The 16,057-nt window shown below is 72.9% G+C and carries 13 protein-coding genes; 5 read left to right on the top strand and 8 right to left on the bottom strand.

Annotated features, from left to right (window positions below; translation table 11 throughout):
- Positions 1-43: 43 nt before the first annotated feature.
- From gap to ACWFR3_RS26345, 4 genes are all read right to left on the bottom strand, one after another.
- Entirely contained in the window at positions 44-1,042 is a 999-nt protein-coding gene (gene gap / locus ACWFR3_RS26360) for a type I glyceraldehyde-3-phosphate dehydrogenase (protein WP_453737098.1), read from the bottom strand.
- Positions 1,043-1,182: 140 nt separating this feature from the next.
- Positions 1,183-2,139 carry a GlxA family transcriptional regulator gene (locus ACWFR3_RS26355; RefSeq protein WP_453737097.1) on the bottom strand — a complete coding sequence of 319 codons (957 nt, stop codon included), beginning with the start codon at positions 2,137-2,139 and terminating at the stop codon, positions 1,183-1,185.
- A gap of 162 nt (positions 2,140-2,301) precedes the next feature.
- On the bottom strand, positions 2,302-3,975 hold the full coding sequence (locus ACWFR3_RS26350) for an AbgT family transporter (protein WP_453737096.1): 1,674 nt from the start codon (positions 3,973-3,975) through the stop codon (positions 2,302-2,304).
- The gene (locus ACWFR3_RS26345; RefSeq protein WP_453737095.1) at positions 3,972-5,264 is read right to left on the bottom strand and encodes an amidohydrolase family protein; all 1,293 of its coding nucleotides are present in this window, start codon (positions 5,262-5,264) and stop codon (positions 3,972-3,974) included. Before ACWFR3_RS26345 ends, ACWFR3_RS26350 begins: the two co-directional genes overlap by 4 nt.
- Before the next feature lie 92 nt (positions 5,265-5,356).
- On the opposite strand from ACWFR3_RS26345, the gene ACWFR3_RS26340 reads away from it, so the two are divergent.
- Positions 5,357-6,376, top strand: a complete 1,020-nt coding sequence (locus tag ACWFR3_RS26340) for an Lrp/AsnC family transcriptional regulator (RefSeq protein ID WP_453737094.1) — start codon at positions 5,357-5,359, stop codon at positions 6,374-6,376.
- Here ACWFR3_RS26340 and ACWFR3_RS26335 read toward each other — a convergent pair.
- Positions 6,357-7,796, bottom strand: coding sequence for a helix-turn-helix domain-containing protein (locus ACWFR3_RS26335; protein ID WP_453737093.1), 1,440 nt, complete (start codon positions 7,794-7,796; stop codon positions 6,357-6,359). The two genes, ACWFR3_RS26340 and ACWFR3_RS26335, sit on opposite strands and share 20 nt — an antisense overlap.
- A gap of 297 nt (positions 7,797-8,093) precedes the next feature.
- Here ACWFR3_RS26335 and ACWFR3_RS26330 point away from each other — a divergent pair, with 297 nt between their 5' ends.
- Together ACWFR3_RS26330 and ACWFR3_RS26325 are read left to right on the top strand one after the other, a co-directional pair.
- Positions 8,094-8,750: a hypothetical protein gene (locus tag ACWFR3_RS26330; protein ID WP_453737092.1), complete on the top strand. Its 657-nt coding sequence runs from the start codon at positions 8,094-8,096 to the stop codon at positions 8,748-8,750.
- Complete coding sequence (locus ACWFR3_RS26325) at positions 8,747-9,349, top strand: hypothetical protein (protein WP_453737091.1); 603 nt, start codon at positions 8,747-8,749, stop codon at positions 9,347-9,349. Before ACWFR3_RS26330 ends, ACWFR3_RS26325 begins: the two co-directional genes overlap by 4 nt.
- 84 nt (positions 9,350-9,433) lie before the next feature.
- Here ACWFR3_RS26325 and ACWFR3_RS26320 read toward each other — a convergent pair whose 3' ends face one another.
- Positions 9,434-13,249: an ATP-binding cassette domain-containing protein gene (locus ACWFR3_RS26320; protein WP_453737090.1), complete on the bottom strand. Its 3,816-nt coding sequence runs from the start codon at positions 13,247-13,249 to the stop codon at positions 9,434-9,436.
- 187 nt (positions 13,250-13,436) lie between these two features.
- Between ACWFR3_RS26320 and ACWFR3_RS26315 the strand changes: the two genes are divergently transcribed.
- The gene (locus ACWFR3_RS26315; protein ID WP_453737089.1) at positions 13,437-13,856 is read left to right on the top strand and encodes a hypothetical protein; all 420 of its coding nucleotides are present in this window, start codon (positions 13,437-13,439) and stop codon (positions 13,854-13,856) included.
- A 16-nt stretch (positions 13,857-13,872) separates the two neighbouring features.
- On the opposite strand, the gene ACWFR3_RS26310 is transcribed toward ACWFR3_RS26315, so the two are convergent.
- Positions 13,873-14,547, bottom strand: a complete 675-nt coding sequence (locus tag ACWFR3_RS26310) for a DNA-binding response regulator (RefSeq protein WP_453737088.1) — start codon at positions 14,545-14,547, stop codon at positions 13,873-13,875.
- Positions 14,548-14,626: 79 nt separating this feature from the next.
- Between ACWFR3_RS26310 and ACWFR3_RS26305 the strand changes: the two genes are divergently transcribed.
- On the top strand, positions 14,627-15,502 hold the full coding sequence (locus tag ACWFR3_RS26305; protein WP_453737087.1) for an oxidoreductase: 876 nt from the start codon (positions 14,627-14,629) through the stop codon (positions 15,500-15,502).
- A gap of 75 nt (positions 15,503-15,577) precedes the next feature.
- Here the strand turns inward: ACWFR3_RS26305 and ACWFR3_RS26300 are convergent, their stop codons facing one another.
- Positions 15,578-15,901, bottom strand: a complete 324-nt coding sequence (locus ACWFR3_RS26300) for an ANTAR domain-containing protein (protein ID WP_453737086.1) — start codon at positions 15,899-15,901, stop codon at positions 15,578-15,580.
- Positions 15,902-16,057 lie beyond the last annotated feature (156 nt).

Here is a 16,057-nt window from a genome sequence, read left to right as displayed (position 1 = left end):
CCGCGCCCCGGAGGCGTACGCAGGGCCGCACCGGTGCTTCCGGTCAGCCGGCGGCGAGGAGTTGGAGCGTGTCGATCACGCGGTTCGAGAAACCCCACTCGTTGTCGTACCAGGCGACCACCTTGACGTGGCGGCCGTCGACGCGGGTGAGAGCCGAGTCGAAGATCGCCGAGGCGGGGTTGCCCGTGATGTCGGACGACACGAGCGGGTCATCGGAGTACTCCAGGACGCCGGCGAGCGGCCCCCGGGCTGCGGCACGGTAGGCCGCAAGCACGTCCTCGCGCGTCACGTCGCGGGCGACGGTCGTATTGAGTTCGACGATCGAGCCCACCGGCACCGGCACGCGGATCGAGTCTCCGGACAGCTTGCCGTCGAGGTTCGGCAGCACGAGGCCGATCGCCTTGGCGGCGCCGGTCGTGGTCGGCACGATGTTGACGCCGGCGGCACGGGCGCGGCGGGCGTCGCGGTGCGGGCCGTCCTGCAGGTTCTGCTCCTGCGTGTAGGCGTGCACCGTCGTCATGAAGCCGTGCTCGATGCCGGCGAGATCGTCGAGCACCTTGGCCAGCGGGGCGAGCGCGTTGGTGGTGCACGAGGCGTTGGAGACGACGGTGTGCACGGCCGGGTCGTAGGCGTCGGTGTTGACCCCGAACGCGAGGGTGACGTCGGCTCCGTCCGACGGCGCACTGACCAGTACCTTCTTCGCGCCCGCGTCGAGGTGGGCGCGGGCGGCCTTGGCCGAGGTGAAGCGGCCGGTGGCCTCCAGCACGATGTCGACGCCCAGTTCGGCCCACGGCAGCTGCGCCGGTTCGCGCTCGGCGAGCACCGTGATGCGCCGGCCGTCGACGACGAGGGCGTCCCCGTCCGCGCTCACCGGCCGCCCGAGCCGGCCGGCCGTGCTGTCGAAGGCGAGCAGCCGGGCCAGAGTGGCGGGCTCCGTCAGGTCGTTGACGGCGACGATCTCCAGGGTGCTGTCGCGCTCCAGCAGTGCGCGCAGCACATTGCGTCCGATGCGGCCGAATCCGTTGATGGCGATGCGAGTCATGAGTGGGGTCCCTTCCCTTTCCCACCAGGCTCGCCCGCGGCTCGCGCCGCGGACAGTGGCAGGATCGCCATGGTTCAAAAGGATCCCGCCACCCGCCGCCACCCGTGTCGGGCGGCTCTATTCCACCTGTGTCGGGCGGCTTATTCGCCCCGGGTGAAGGTGCGCCGGTACTCGCTCGGGGTGGTGCCCAGGATGCGCTGGAAGTGCAGGCGCAGGTTCGCGCCGGTGCCCAGGCCGATCTCGGCGGCGATCTGTTCGACGCTGTGCTGGGAGCGCTCCAGCAGTTCGCGGGCCAGGTCGATGCGGGCGCGCATCACCCACTGCATCGGCGTGTAGCCGGTCTCCTCCACGAAACGACGGGAGAAGGTGCGCGGCGAGACCCCCGCCCGGCGCGCCAGGATGTCGAGGGTCAGGGGCTCCCCGAGCCGGTGCAGCGCCCACTCGCGGGTGGCGGCGAACCGTTCGCCGAGCGGTTCGGGGACGCTGCGCGGCACGTACTGGGCCTGGCCGCCGCTGCGGTAGGGAGCGGCGACCAGGCGCCGGGCCGCGTGGTTGGAGGCGGCCACGCCGAGGTCGCCGCGCAGGATGTGCAGGCACAGGTCGATGCCGGAGGCGGCGCCGGCCGAGGTGAGGACGCTGCCCTCGTCGACGAACAGCACGTTCTCGTCGACCTGGACGAGGGGATGTCTGGCCGCCAGGGCCCGCGTGTAGTGCCAGTGTGTGGTGGCGCGCCGGCCGTCGAGCAGGCCGGTGGCGGCGAGCGCGAAGGCGCCCGTGGAAATGGCGGCGAGCCGTGCGCCCCGGTCATGGGCGGCGATCAGCGCCTCCACGACGGCGCGCGGCGGGTCCTCGCGGTCGGGGAAGCGGTAGCCGGGGACGAAGACGATGTCGGCCCAGGCCAGCGCCTCCAGGCCGTGGGCGACGGAGTACGACAGGCCGTCGCCGCCGGTCACAGGACCGGGCGCCGCGCCGCACACCCGTACCTCGTAGGGCATGCTGGCGCGGGTCGTGAACACCTGCGCGGGGATGCCGACATCGAGGGGCTTGGCGCCTTCGAGTACGAGGACGGCGACGTGATGCAGGGGTGAGGCGGGCACGGGAAGAGGGTACGCAGGGGTGCCGGGGGCCGCTGTCACACGTCCCTGGCCGGGCAAGCCGGCGCACAGGCCTTCGCCCCAGCTCGGCAGCGGGTGCGAGCGGCCGTCCGGCCTCTTGCACCCGCTGCCGCCTCTGGCGCCTCTGGCGCCTCTGGCGCCGGATCAGCGGTGGATGTCCGCGCCGGGGCCCAGCGGCAGGTCCAGGCCGTAGAAGAGGCCGAGGACCGCGAGCCAGGCGATCAGGAACGGGACCACGAACACCGAGAGGCGGGAGAGGACCGTGCCGAGCTGCGCGCCGGGTTCGTAGCGGCGCAGGATCGTCAGCATCAGGAACACGTACGGATTGAGCGGCGTGATCATCTGTGTTGCGGAGTCGCCGATGCGGAACGCCGCCTGGGTGACGGCCGGTTCCATGCCGAGCAGCAGGAACGCCGGGACGAAAACCGGTGCGACCAGGGACCAGAGCGCCGAGCCCGAGGTGACGAACAGGTTCAGGACGCAGACCAGCAGGACGAACAGGACCAGGCCCGTGAAGCCGGTGAGCCCTGCGGACTCCAGCAGGTTGGCGCCGTTCACCGCGAGCAGCGTGCCGACGTTGGACCAGTCGAACACGCCGATGACCTGGGAGATCACCAGGATCAGCACGATGTACCCGGACATCCCGGTGATCGACTCGGCCATCATGCGGGGCGCGTCCTCGGCCCGCTTGAGTGTGCCGACGGTGCGGCCGTAGACGACGCCGGCCAGGACGAAGGCGACGAACAGCAGCGGCACGATGCCGTCCAGGACCGGCGAGGGCACCAGCGCGCCACCCTCACCGCGCAGCGGGGAGCCCGGCAGCAGCCAGCACGTGACCACGACGGCCGCATACAGCAGGACGGCCAGGCCTGAGCGCAGCAGGCCGGTGCGCTGCCTGGCGGTGACGGTGACCGTGGCCGAGGGGCGTCCGGTCGCTGCGTCTGTGGCCGCCTCGGGCTCGCTCTCCTCCCCGGCTCCGGCCTCGGCCCCGGCTCCGGCTCCGGCTCCGGCTCCGGCTCCGGTCTCAGCCTCGGCCTCCGCTTGGGCGGCCGGGTCCGGCTGGGGCAGCCGGGGCTCGAGCACCCGGGAGATCAGGAAGCCGCCGATCAGGGCGAGGACGCAGCTGGCCGCGGCCGTGTAGAAGTAGTTGATCAGGATGTGCGTGGGGGCGTTCTCGCCGCCCGGCACGACCGCGGCGGCCTGGTGGGTGATGCCGGTGTAGAGCGCGTCGAGCGCGCCGATCGAGAAGCCCGCCGCGTAGCCCGCGCAGGTACAGGCGAAGCCGCCGATGAGGCCCGCGATCGGGTTGCGGCCCGCGTTCTTGAAGGCCAGTGCGGCCAGCGGCGGGATCACCAGGATCGCCACGTCGCTCATCAGGTGCGCCTGGCAGGCCACGAAGGCGACCAGGTAGGGCAGCAGCCGCCGGGGGGCCCGGGCGATGGAGGCGCGGACGGCCGTCTCGAGCAGGCCCGTCTTCTCGGCCACGCCGACCGCGGCCATCATCAGCAGGACGGTGCCCAGGGAGGGGAAGCCGGTGAAGTTCGGGATGAAGTTCTCGAGCAGCCAGCGCACGCCCTCGCCGGTGAACAGTCCCTTGACCGCGAGGGTCTCGTTCTCTCCGGGCACCGTGACGGTGGTGTCGGTGGCGGCGAAGACCGTCGAGACCGTGCCGATGATCAGGAACAGGCCCAGGAAGAGCAGCACCGGGTGCGGCAGCTTGTTGCCCGCGCGCTCGATGCCGCTCATGACCTTGTCGAGCGCGGTTCGCTTGGGCGGTCCGCCCGCCGGGGTCTTCGCGGTGGTGACCGAGGGGCTCATCCGGCGACTCCGTCCGCTGGCGCGCCGCCGGCCGCGGGGGCGGCCTCGGCCAGGCCGAGCGTGTCCTTGCGTACGGCGCCGCGCTGGGCGACGAGCACGACACGCGCCGGATCGGACAGCACCGCGATGTCCGCGAGCGGGTCTCCGTCGCACATCACCAGGTCGCCGTGCTTGCCCGCCTCGAGGGTGCCGATCTGGGCGGAGAGGCCGAGGAGTTCGGCGGCGTGGCGGGTGCCCGTCTCGATGGCCCGGGACGGCGTCATGCCCAGGGACACCAGGTGGACGAGTTCACGCAGGTTGCGGCCGTGCGGCACCATCGCCGCGTCGGTGCCCATCGCCATGCGCACACCGTCGGCGATGGCCGCCGCGATGTTCTCGCGGGTGATGCCGGACCAGCGGACCTTCTTCTCGTAATGGAAGGGCTGCATGGTCGAGCGGTCGATGCCGTCGAACACCGTCGAGAGGGTCGGGACCACGAACGTGCCCTGCTCCCCGGCCAGTTCGCGCGCCTGCGCGGTGAGGCCGTAGCCGTGCTCGACGCTGCTGACGCCGCCGCGGATCGCGTTGAGGATGCCCGCGGTGCCCTGGGCGTGGGCCGCCACGGGGCGGCCGCCGTGCCGGGCCACCTCGTCGACGACCGTACGGATCTCCTCGACGGTCAGGCCCTCGTCGTCGGGCTGGTCGTAGGGGCTGCTCATGCCGCCGGTGGCGCACAGCTTGATCACGTCGGCGCCGGAGCGCAGCAGGCGGCGCACCGCGACGCGGACCTCGTCGGGGGTGTCGGCGATCTCGCCCACCCCGGCGGAGGGGTCGAAGCCGCACTCCGAGTGGAAGTCGGCGTGGCCGCCGGTGTGGCTGAGGATGCGTACCGCCGTGTGCAGACGGGGACCGACGGTCAGACCCGCGGCGACCGCGTCGCGGTAGCCGGCCGGCAAGCCGCCCAGGTCGCGGGCGGTGGTGATGCCCGCCTCCAGGGTGATGCGCAGCCGCTCGGCGGTACGGAAGGTTTCCAGGGTCTGGTCGCTCTCGTGCCGGCGGACCATCTGCCGGGGCGATTCGATGGCCAGGTGGACGTGCGTGTCGATGAAGCCCGGCAGGACCGTGCGGCCGGCGGCGTCCACCGTCCGGGCCCTGGCGGGCGCCTGCGGTGCCGCGGCGGCCGGTCCGGCGTACGCGATGGTGCCGTCGTCGTCGATGTCGATGACGGCGTCCGTCACCGGGGCCGCGCCGGTGCCGTCGACAAGGCGGGCCCGGATGATGCGCAGGGAGGAGAACTGTGCGTGGCTCATGGCCGACGATCCTCGGTATCAGGAATGACAACTGTGTAAAATCGCCGGAATCCTTCACCACGACGCCTTCGACGCAGGATTCGGCACCTTTCATGGACACACAGCGAACCCCCGCCCTGGACGAGCTGGACCTGGCCATCGTCCACGCCCTGCAGATCCAGCCACGGGTGCCCTGGGTGCGCGTGGGCGAGGTCCTGGAGGTCGACGCGGTGACGGTCGCCCGCCGCTGGGAGCGCATGGTGCACGCGGGCGTGGCCTGGGTCGACGGCTACCTCTCGCCCGGCCACGACGAGGGCGTCTACGCCCAGGTCGAGATCGACACGGGCGGACGGCTCAGCGAGGACACCATCGGGCAGCTCGCCCGCGACCCCCAGGTGCTCAGCCTCAAGCAGACCTCGGGCGAACGCGACATGCTGGCGATCGTCGCCGCCGCCGACCTCGACGGCCTGGCCCGGCTCGCCGGCGAACGGGTGTCGCAGCTGCCCGGCGTGCGCGCCGTCCGCAGCCATGTCATCACCGCGGCGCCCTTCGAGGGCGCCTCCTGGCGGCTGCGCAGCCTCACCCGCCAGCAGCGCGCCGCGCTCAACGTGGAGCGGCCCGCGCTGCCCGACGAACCGCTGCGGCCCCTGGACCGCCGTATCGCCCTCGCCCTGGGCACCGACGGCCGGATGCCCCTGACGGACCTGGCCGAGCGCGTCGGCGCCTCCGCCGCGACCGTCCGGCGCCGGCTGCGCGTGCTGACCGGCACCGGGCGGCTCTCGCTGCGCTGCGCCCTTGCCCGGCCGCTGACCGGCTTCCCCGTCTCGGTCGTCTACTTCGGCTCGGTGCCCGCCCAGCATCTCGAGGAGACGGTCAGCGCGCTGCGTACCCTGCCCGGGCTGCGCATGTGCAGCATCACCGCGGGCGCGCACAATCTGATGCTCGACATCTGGCTGCCGTCACTCTCCGAGGTCCACACCACCGAGGCGCTGCTCAACAGCCGCCTGGCGCACCTGGATCTGCGCATCACGGAGCGCGCGGTGGTGCTGCGCACGGTCAAGCACGCGGGGCGCGTCCTGGACCGGCGCGGGCACAGTGTGGGCTCGGCGCCGCTCAACTACTGGGACGCCTGAGGCCGCCCGCGGCCGAGCGCAGGGCGTAGAGCCGGGTGAGCGGGTGGAAGCGGTAGCGGCCCGGAGCCCGCGACTCCAGGAACTGCACGTCCACCAGATGCTCCAGGATCGCCTCGGTCATCGAGGGCGCCCCCTCGGTCGTCGCGGCCGCCTGCGCCACCGTCAACTCGCCCTGCCCTGCCGCCAGCAGGGGCAGCGCGAGCGCGGCCGCCCGGCCGGCGGGGCCGCGGGCCAGCAGCTCGCGGTGGCCCGCCTCCAGGGCCGCGTGCATGTCCAGGTCGGCGAAGGAGAGTTCGGCCAGGCGGCGCGCGGGGTCCGCGAGCCGCTCGGCCAGTGCGGCCACCGGCCACCGGGGGCGCGCCGCAAGGCGGGCACCGGCGATCCGCAGGGCCAGGGGGAGATGGCCGCAGTGGTGGGCGATCGCCGCGGCGGCCCCGCGTTCGGCGCTCAGCCGCCCGGGCCCCGCCCACAGGCCGAGGACCTCCACGGACGCCACCGGCGGCAGGGGCGAAAGATGCAGGTGGACGGCGCCGTTGAGAGCGGCCAGGACACTGCGGCTGGTGACCAGGACCGCGCAGCCGCGCCCCGCCGGCAGCAGGGGGCGCACCTGGGCCGCGTCCAGGGCGTTGTCGAGCACGACGAGCACCCGGCGCTCGGTCAGCAGCGTGCGGTAGGCCGCCGCCGCGTCCGCCTCGCTGACCGGATGCGGCCGCGGCACGCCCAGCGCGCACAGGAAACGCCGGAGGACGACCGCGGCCGGCACCGGGTGCTCGTCGCGGCGTGAGCCCCGCAGGTCCGCATAGAGCTGACCGTCGGGGAACCTCTCGGCAAGCCGATGGGCCCCGTGCACGGCAAGGGCCGACTTGCCCACCCCGCCCGGGCCGTCGAGCGCGACCACCAGGGGGCCGCCCCGCGGCGTCGGAGCGATCACCTCGAGCGCCTCCAGCTCCCCTTGCCGTCCGGGCAGTTCGGGGACGTCCGCGGGCAACTGGCGCGGCACGGGCGCCGGATGACCGCCGCCGTCCGTGCCGGGCGCACCCGTACGCCCGCCCGCCGTCGGACGGGCCCGGCGCGCCTCCTCCACCCTGTCGCGGGCCGTCGCCAGCATCCGCAGCTCGTGGCCGGTGGCGCCGAGCAGCTGCACCAGGGTGTCGAACCGGTCGGTGGGCGGCAGGGTCTTGCCCGCGAAGTAGTCACCGATCACCCCGTGCGCCCAGCCCGTACGCGCCGCCAGCTGCCGGTAGGTGAGCTGGGCACCTCCGTCCCGGCGCGCGGCACGCCTGCGCAACTGCCGCAGCAGCGCGGCCAGCGCATCGGCCGTGTCCACCGAGCCCACCGGGCCGACGTCCTCCGCCGCCGCATCGCGCTCGCGCCACTCCCCCTCCGGCGAACCTCCCGCCGCCCCCGTACCCCCTGGCATGAATCGCATCCTCCGCACCGGCCCGCGCCGGGCGACCGGGTGTGACCGTCGCCTGGCCGAGGCCATCCGGACCTGTCCGGCGCTGCCCGGTTTGGGGGATCTCCCCCCGCCACGCGCTGCCAGCATCCCTCTACCGCTCGGATCCCGCGCACCGCCGACCGGGCACCGCACCGGCTGCCACTACGGCATTCGTCAAATGTCCGCCGCCGGTTTGGTGCGACTTCCCGTCGGAGGCAGCAGGCCGGGCGGCGCAACACCGCACGACTGACACAGGACAACCAAGGAGGCACGACCTATATGAGTAGGGTCTGCAACAAAGCCCCCAGCCTGCCGGACGGCAGCGTGGCCGATCAGTCCCTGTACGAGCGCGTGGACGGCCCCATCGCCACCGGCTCGGCCCACTTCATGCGGGCGGGCAGTGAACTGCACCTGATGCATTCCGACCTGGAGCTCAACGACGTACGCCAGGCCGCCCTGCGGGTGCGCTGTGCCGCCGCCGCCACGGGCGCCGCGCTGGTGGAGTACCGCACCTCGCACCGCGTCGCCCGGGAGCTGGGCTTCTACCCCGTCCACGACGAGCGGCTGCGGGTCGCGGGCGGTGGCTCCGCCCCGGTGCGCCGGACGCTCGCCGAGGCCCGCGAAGCGGATCTGGTCCAGCTCGACCAGGCCGCCATCGAGGCCGTGGCGCTGCGCTACGAAGAGGGCGGCGACGAGGCTGCGTTCGGCCACTTCGTGTCCGAACTGACCACCTTCTCGGCGGACCTCGAGCGCTTCGCGGCCCACGCCGACCAGGCCGGTGCCGCCGACTGGCAGCGCGTGGCCTGGCAGTTGCTCACCGGCTTCGACCGCATCCGGATCTACGGCCAGGCCCTGGCCGTCATCAACATCCTCGGCATGACCCCCGGCGCCGTCGCCGTCGCCGGTGGCGGACAGGAAAGGAGGAACGGGATATGAGCGCCGTCTGCAACAAGCTCCTCAGTCTCAGTGAGGAGGACCTGCGCGACAAGAAGCAGCTTGCGCTGGCAGCGGGGACCGAACTGAACGCTGCTACCAGCGAGTTGTGCCGCGCTCTTGAGCTGGCGGAGCACGGCGACGGGGTGTCCGCCGCCGCCGTGTACGCCGCGGCGGCACGCGAACGCCTCGGCGGCGCCGCCCGGATGCTGGCCCGGGTGGCCGACATCCTCGCCACCGGCACCCTCACCGAGGAGACCGCCGCCTGGTACAGCAGGCTCGACTACGAGCGGCTCTACCGCTCGGGCATCAGCCTCGGCCAGGTGCCGCAGTCGGCCGAGCTGTGGCAGGCGTTCACCGAGCAGGCCCGCACCGGCGGCCCGCTGGGCATCTGCCACGACATGCGTGAGCGCACCCTGGCGGTGTCCGCGCTGATCGGTGACTGGCTGGAGCGCATCGACGACCCGGCGGCCGACAACGCGCTGCCGCGCATCCAGTCCGCGATGGCCGACCTGGCCGCCTACGCCCAGCTCGTGGCCTTCGCCAACAAGGTGGAGCCGCGGGACCCGGCGTGGGTGATCCCGCAGAACACTGCCGCCTAGCCCCTGGGCAGGCAGAGCACCAAGCAGGGAGGAGCGCCGGCCCGGGCCGGCGCTCCTTCCGTGCGTCCGCCTGTCCGCGCGGCTTCAGCGGTAGGCGCGCGCCTGTAGCCCGTACATCTGCGCGTACAGGCCGCCGCGCGCGAGGAGTTCCTCGTGCCGGCCCGTCTCGGCGACGCGCCCGTGGTCGAGTACGACGATGAGGTCGGCGCCGCGCACGGTCGAGAAGCGGTGCGAGACCAGCAGTGTGATCGTGTCCGGGCGGCTGCCGTCCGGGCCAGGGCGGCGTGCCGCCTCGATGTAGCGCTCGAAGATGAGGTGCTCGGTCTCCGCGTCCAGGGACGCGGTCGGCTCGTCCAGGATGCGCAGCAGGGGCGCCGGACGCATCAGAGCGCGCGCGAGCGCCAGCTTCTGCCACTGGCCCGTCGACAGGTCGATCCCGCGCTCCCACCGGCTGCCCAGCTGGGTGTCCGGGCCGTCCGGCAGCGTGCCGGGCAGGTCGTCGGCACCGCCCCGGTCGAGGGCGCTCGCGACCGCACGCGGGTCGGTGATCCGCGGCAGATCCCCGACGCCGACCGTCTCGCGCAGGACGAACTCGAAGCGTACGAAGTCTTCGAAGGCGGCACCCAACCGCTCGCGCCACCGCTCCGGGGCCAGGGTGTCGAGGCCGGCCCCGTCGACCGAAATGCGCCCCAGCGTCGGCTCGTACATCCGGCACAACAACTTGACCAGCGTCGATTTCCCCGAGCCGTTCTCGCCGACCAGAGCCACCACTCCCCCGGCCGGCAGCCGCAGTTCGACGTCGTGCAGCGTGGTCACCGCAGTGCCCGGGTAGCGGAAGGACATCCCTTCGACGGCAATGCCCTGCCGCAGCCGCGACGGCACCGGCGACCAGGAGTCCTCTGCGGCGGTACCGGGAGCGGCGGCGGTCACCGCGGGCGCCAGGCTCGCCTGCTGCGCGTACGTCCGCAGCCAGCGCAACCGCTCGGCGCTCTGCAGGAGTTCGACGACCGCCCCCGTGGCCTGCACGAGTCCGCCGACATGACCGGTGAACCGTCCGGCCAGAACGACGGCGAGCAGAACGGCCCCGAGTCCGGTGTGACCGCTCACCGCGAGATGCACGACGAAGGCGACCGCGCCGATCAGACCCAGCGTGTTGAGCAGCCCGGCCACGCAGCCGATCGCGGCGAAGTGCCACTGGGCCCGGCTCGTCACACCGTCCGCGCGGCTGCGCAACCTGCCCACCCTGGACCACAGTTCGGGCCCAGCGTCGAAAACGCGCAGCTCCTTGCCCGCCTCCGGCGAGGTGGCCAGGCGGGCCAGACGCGCGGCGAGCCGGTAGTCGGCCGCCGTGGCCTGCTGGGCGCGGGCCAGGACACCGCGGGCGGAGACCTGAAGACGCAGGGCCAGAGCCCCGATGAGCGGGAGCACAAGGAGGGCGGGGTGGACGGTGGCAAGGAGCGCTGCGGTCACCAGGAAGCCGCCGAGCTGTTCGAGCAGGTTGAGCACCCAGTTGAGCAGGGCGCCCATGGCCAGGGTGCGATCGCGCAGCAGATGGAGGCGGTCCTGGAAAGCGGGTGACTCCTGGTGGCGCAGGCCGGGTATGCCCGCGGCGAGGCGGGCCAGCATCCGGTCGAAGGCGAAGCCCACCCGCTCGCTGAGCCCGATCCTGGCCCCGATGGCCGCCAGTTCGACCGCCTCCCACATCCCCAGGCTCACCACGAGCAGGAGCGCCGCCGTCACCGTGGATGCCAGCAACTCCTGTTGTGCGCCCTCGGCCATGGACTGCAACCACAGCGCCTGGAGGGCGGCAAGTCCGGCCGCGGCGGGTACGAGCAGCAGCCCGAGCACGGCCAGTTTCCAGGACTCCCTGAAGGACTCGACGACCAGGGTGCGCAGCGCGTGAAGCACGTCGCGCCAACCGCCTTCGGACACCTCGGGCGGGGTGGCAGCATCCGGACCCTTGGGTACCTCGCGCCCCACCGGCCGTACGGCAGCGGGCGGCCGGGCAGCCACCGCGGGCGCACCGGTCGCGGGCCCGCCCTCTCCGTCCGCGAAGCGATCCGCCTGCAGCCGGTACATCCGGGCATACCTGCCGCCCAGCGCCATCAGCGCGTCGTGCGTGCCGCTCTCCGCGATCCGCCCGCCGTCCATGACATGGATGAGGTCGGCCTTGCGTACGCCCGAGAAGCGGTGGGAGACCAGGATGGTGGTGGCGCCCCCGCTCACCGTCAGGAACCTTTCGAAGAAGTCGGCCTCCGCCCGCGCGTCCAGATGCGCGGTGGGCTCGTCCAACACGAGCACGGCGCCCGCCCGCGCGGCCAGCAGCGCACGGGCAAGGGCGACCCGCTGCCACTGGCCTGCCGACAGGTCGGCGCCGTCCGCGAACTGCCGGGAGAGCACGGTGTCCCAGCCCGCCCCCAGCCTGCGGGGCAGGTCGGCGCCGTCGGCCAGTTCCAGGGCACGCTCCAGCGCGTTCGCGTCGCCGCCGATGTCCGGGGCGCCCATCGCCACGTTGTCGCGCAGCGTCAGCGGGTACTTCACGAAGTCCTGGAAGACGACGGACATACCCCGGCGCCACTGGCGCGCGTCAAACGCCCCGATGTCCGCGCCGTCCGCCGTGATGCGCCCGGCGTCCGGCTCGTACAGCCGCGCCAGGAGTTTGATCAGCGTCGTCTTGCCGGAGCCGTTCGCCCCGACGATCGCCACGGAGGCCCCGGCCGGGATCTCCAGGTCGAGCCCGCGCAGCACGGGCTTGTCCGTGCCGGGGTAGGCGAAGTCCACGGATTCGAAGGCGATGCGGGGCCGGATTGTCGCGGCGCGGCCGTTCGTGCGGCCGTTCCCGGATGCCGGCTGACCGTTGGCTCCGGCGCTTCCCCCGGCGCCTCCCGGTCCGTCTCGCCGATCACCGTGGACGGTGCCCCGCAGCTCCAGCGCGGCAAGCGACCGCAGTCCAAGCAGCGCATCGCGCACCATGAGGTCGTCGTCGCCGACCCAGCCCAGTGCGGGCAGGGCGAGCGCCGCCTGCACACTGATCACCAGCTGGGTGAGCCCCAGGTCGCCGCGTGCGGCGGCGAAGGCGGCATGGCCCAGGACCGCACCCTCCGCGCACACCACGAAGCCCACCGCGCCATAGGCGCGCCGCGCGGCCGTCCCGCGAGTGGCCCAGACCCGGGCCATGCCCGACTGCCACACGGCCGTCATCCGATCGGCGAGCCAGTCCCCGAGCCCGAAGACCCGTACCTCCTTGGCGGGTTCGGGATCCACGGCAAGGGAGCGCAGGTAGCCTGCCCTTCGGATCACCGCGCTCGCCGACTCCATGCTGCCGTGCACCTGGCGCGAGAGGCGCAGATAGGAGCGGTAGGTCAGCACCGCCGCAAGACCGAGCACCGGCGGCGCCCACCAGGCCAGGGGCGTAAGGAGAACCAGCAGGCCGATCCCTTCGAGCCGGGGGCGCACGATCTCGGGCAGCAGCAGGGCGAGTTGGTCCGGCCGGGTGCCCGGCTCGGTGGCCAGGCGCATCATGTCGGCGTAGCCCGGCTCTTCGAGGTGTCCGATGCCGTCCGGGCCGCTCCCGGCGGCGATGGCCCGGTGCTCCACGACGCTGGCCGCCCGCAGCCGCAGCACCGCCGCCAACCCGCCCTCCAGGGCGCGCAGTCCGGTGCGTACGAGGGTGAGCGCACCGAACAGAGTGAGGGCGACCAGTGCCTCCCGCGCTTCGGCCGAGCCCGCGCCCGCTTCGACGGCTCCGGGCAGCGCGCCCACGATTCGCCCGGTCGCGACCACGACGAGCGGGCCGGTGAGCGCCCCGCAGACCACGCTCACGGTGAGTGCGAGCGTGTGCCGGGGCCCGGCCCGCCACAGCAGCCGCACTGCTGCCGTCCACTCCTGCCACGTGCGCATGCCGGCCTCCTGAGCTGGGCGCCACCGTCGGGAGCACGATGCTCACAGAGGAGCCCGGCGGCCCGGTGACGGTCCCGGTCGCGACCGGACGCTGCCGGTCGCCCGCCTGGGCACGGGAACGGGGAACGGGCACGGGGCGCTCAACCGGGCCTGTGGCATAGCCTCGTGCCGGTTGGGGGTGGTGGGGATGGAGCCGATCGTCAGCGAGTCCGTCAGGTACGCCGAGACGTGCCGGGACTGCGGTGCCGAACTGGAGTGCTGGGGTGTGCAGGTCCTCGTGGGCAGCCGCTTGCAGTGGGACGTCGAGTCGAGTTGCGCCGCCTGCGGGTTGGCGATGGCCGTGTGTTTCGGGGACATATCGAGCGAGCGGCGGGCTCAGGTGCTGTCCGAGCACGGCGCGGCGACACTTCGGGTGATCGATGAGTCGGCGAGGAGAGTCGTGATCATGCGGGTGCTGCGGGCCGAGCTCGGGATCGACCTGGTGAGCGCCAAGGCTGTGGTGAGCCGCGTGCTCAACGGCGACTACTCAGGAACTCTCCCCGAGATGGAACTCCTGGCCCGGAAACTACGGGCGTCGGGCATCCCCGCCGAAGCCCGCCGCCCCTGACCGCCGTCCCGGCGGCTCAGCTGCCGGTCAGGCCGCGCCGGCTCGCGTTGACACCCGCCTGGAAGCGCGAGCCGGCCTCCAGATTGGTCATCAGCTCGGCCACCCGCCTGCGGTAGGTCCGCACGGACATGCCCACGCGGCGCGCGCCCGCGGCGTCGGTGAGTCCGGCCGCGAGCGCCTGCAACACGCTCAGCGAGTCGGCGTCCAGGCCCTCGGTCCCGCCTTCGCGCCGCAGGTAGTCCGTGAGCGGGGTGCCCGCGTCCCACGTGGCACACATCAGGGCGTACACGCCCCCGACGAGCGCCGGTGCGGTCGTGATCGTGAATTCGCGCCCGCGTGAGCCGTTACGGCCGGCGAGGATCATCACGCGGCGGTCGATGATGATCGTCTCGTGCGGCAGGCTCGCGGCACGCACACGCACCTGCCCGCCCGCCTCGGCGACCTCGAACAGGTGCGACCGCTGATCCTCTTCGGCCAGCACGGCGGGTGTGTAGAGCTTGCGTACGACCACGCCCTCGGCGGCGCGCGGGCGGAGGCGGCGCACCATCGCCTTCCGCTCCTCGGGCCGTGCCCAGGTGTGCAGGTCAGTGGCGGCGCAGAAGAACTCCCGCGTCGTCTCGCCGAAGAGCATCGCGGTCCGCGCGGCCAGTTCTCGCTCGCCGTGCACCGTCAGCGTGGTTTGTTCGGTCACTCCCCCAGTCTCGCTCACCCTCGTGGCAACACGTTGCCATCTGGTCGGCAACGGGCCCTCACGGGGCGAGAGTGGGGACATGACCACACAGATCCAGGCCGCGGCGAGCGGCCAGTTCATGCTCGGCGGCGACCGTCCCGTCAACCGTCTTGGCTTCGGCGCGATGCGGCTGCCGGCCGGCACCTTCTCCGGTCCGGCCCGCGATCCGGAGACCGGCATCGCGGTACTGCGCCAGGCCGTCGAGGCGGGCGTCGACCACATCGACACGGCCGGCTTCTACGCGCGGGGCGAGGTACGCGCCAACGAACTGATCCACAAGGCGCTCGCGCCCTACCCGGCCGAGCTGTTGATCGCCACCAAGGTCGGTCCGCTGCCCGGCCCCGACGGTATGCCCACCGGCCAGGCCGGGCCCGAGCAGCTGCGCGAGCTGGTGACCGATGACCTGCGCGCCCTCGGTCTCGACCGGCTCGACCTCGTCTACCTGCGGGTGGGAGCCATGAACGGGCCGGGCGGCGAGAGTGTGGCCGACCGGTTCGCGGCACTGGCACAGCTGCGCGAGGAGGGCCTGATCCGGCACCTGGGCGTCAGCAATGTCGACCTGGCGCAGCTCGACGAGGCGCGGGGCATCGCGCCGGTCGTCGCGGTGCAGAACCAGTACCACGTGCATCGTCACGACGACCCCGCCGTGCTCGCGCGCTGCGAGGAACACGACATCGCCTACGTGCCGTTCTTCCCGCTCGGCGGCGGCTTCGATCCCATCGAGCACGAGCGTCTCGCGCAGGTCGCCGAGCGGCACGACGCGACGACGGCGCAGGTGGCCCTGGCCTGGTTGCTCGCGAGCTCTCCGAACATGCTGGCCATCCCCGGCACGGGCTCGCCCGACCATCTCGCCGAGAATCTCGCCGCGGCCGGGCTGCGCCTCGACGCCACCGATCTCGCCGAACTGACGGCCTGACGGTTCACGAAACGCGGCACCGCCCGTGGCCTGACTGCCCACCGCAAGGCCGCCGGGCGGCCCGCACCTGCCTGCCTACCGCTTCTCCAGCGCCTGGCTGAGCGCGGCGCGGACCGCGCCGGGCAGCGGCTCGCCCTCCGTCGTGGCGATCAGCTCTTCGGCCACGGCGCGCAGTTTGGTGTTGGAGTGCTGCGACACTTCGACCAGGACATCCCATGCCTCGTCCGCGGTGCACGGTCCCAGCGTCATCAGCATGCCCCGCGCCTGGTCGATCGAGGGGTGCGACTCCATGGCGCGATGCAGGTCGTTGACCTCGGTGCGCAGCGCCCTGATCTCGGCGACCTCATCCGCGCAGTCGCCATCGGAGACCTGCTGCCGGGGATCGTGTTGGGGTTTCATGGCCGGGACATGGACCGGGTCCGACGAGGAAGCCACCCGCTCTGCCTCTCCGTTGCTCAGGCAGCCGCTGTCAAGCCGACAGGGTTGCTCATATGCCGAGCATCGCAGATCCCTGACAGGCATGGCCATAGTTTCCCTCAGCGCAGGGGGCGGCGC

Source organism: Streptomyces sp. NPDC055189 (assembly GCF_053606765.1).
The sequence above is the reverse complement of the archived record's forward strand: the minus strand, read 5'-3'. Positions and strand labels throughout refer to the sequence as shown.

What these genes read in the sequence shown, in the direction of transcription:
- ACWFR3_RS26340 (WP_453737094.1), top strand. Translation starts at nt 5,357, where the DNA reads ATGGACACACAGCGAACCCCCGCCCTGGACGAGCTGGACCTGGCCATC.
- ACWFR3_RS26305 (WP_453737087.1), top strand. Translation starts at nt 14,627, where the DNA reads ATGACCACACAGATCCAGGCCGCGGCGAGCGGCCAGTTCATGCTCGGC.
- ACWFR3_RS26325 (WP_453737091.1), top strand. Translation starts at nt 8,747, where the DNA reads ATGAGCGCCGTCTGCAACAAGCTCCTCAGTCTCAGTGAGGAGGACCTG.
- ACWFR3_RS26330 (WP_453737092.1), top strand. Translation starts at nt 8,094, where the DNA reads ATGAGTAGGGTCTGCAACAAAGCCCCCAGCCTGCCGGACGGCAGCGTG.
- ACWFR3_RS26315 (WP_453737089.1), top strand. Translation starts at nt 13,437, where the DNA reads ATGGAGCCGATCGTCAGCGAGTCCGTCAGGTACGCCGAGACGTGCCGG.
- ACWFR3_RS26345 (WP_453737095.1), bottom strand. Translation starts at nt 5,264, where the DNA reads ATGAGCCACGCACAGTTCTCCTCCCTGCGCATCATCCGGGCCCGCCTT.
- gap (WP_453737098.1), bottom strand. Translation starts at nt 1,042, where the DNA reads ATGACTCGCATCGCCATCAACGGATTCGGCCGCATCGGACGCAATGTG.
- ACWFR3_RS26335 (WP_453737093.1), bottom strand. Translation starts at nt 7,796, where the DNA reads ATGCCAGGGGGTACGGGGGCGGCGGGAGGTTCGCCGGAGGGGGAGTGG.
- ACWFR3_RS26350 (WP_453737096.1), bottom strand. Translation starts at nt 3,975, where the DNA reads ATGAGCCCCTCGGTCACCACCGCGAAGACCCCGGCGGGCGGACCGCCC.
- ACWFR3_RS26300 (WP_453737086.1), bottom strand. Translation starts at nt 15,901, where the DNA reads ATGAAACCCCAACACGATCCCCGGCAGCAGGTCTCCGATGGCGACTGC.
- ACWFR3_RS26320 (WP_453737090.1), bottom strand. Translation starts at nt 13,249, where the DNA reads ATGCGCACGTGGCAGGAGTGGACGGCAGCAGTGCGGCTGCTGTGGCGG.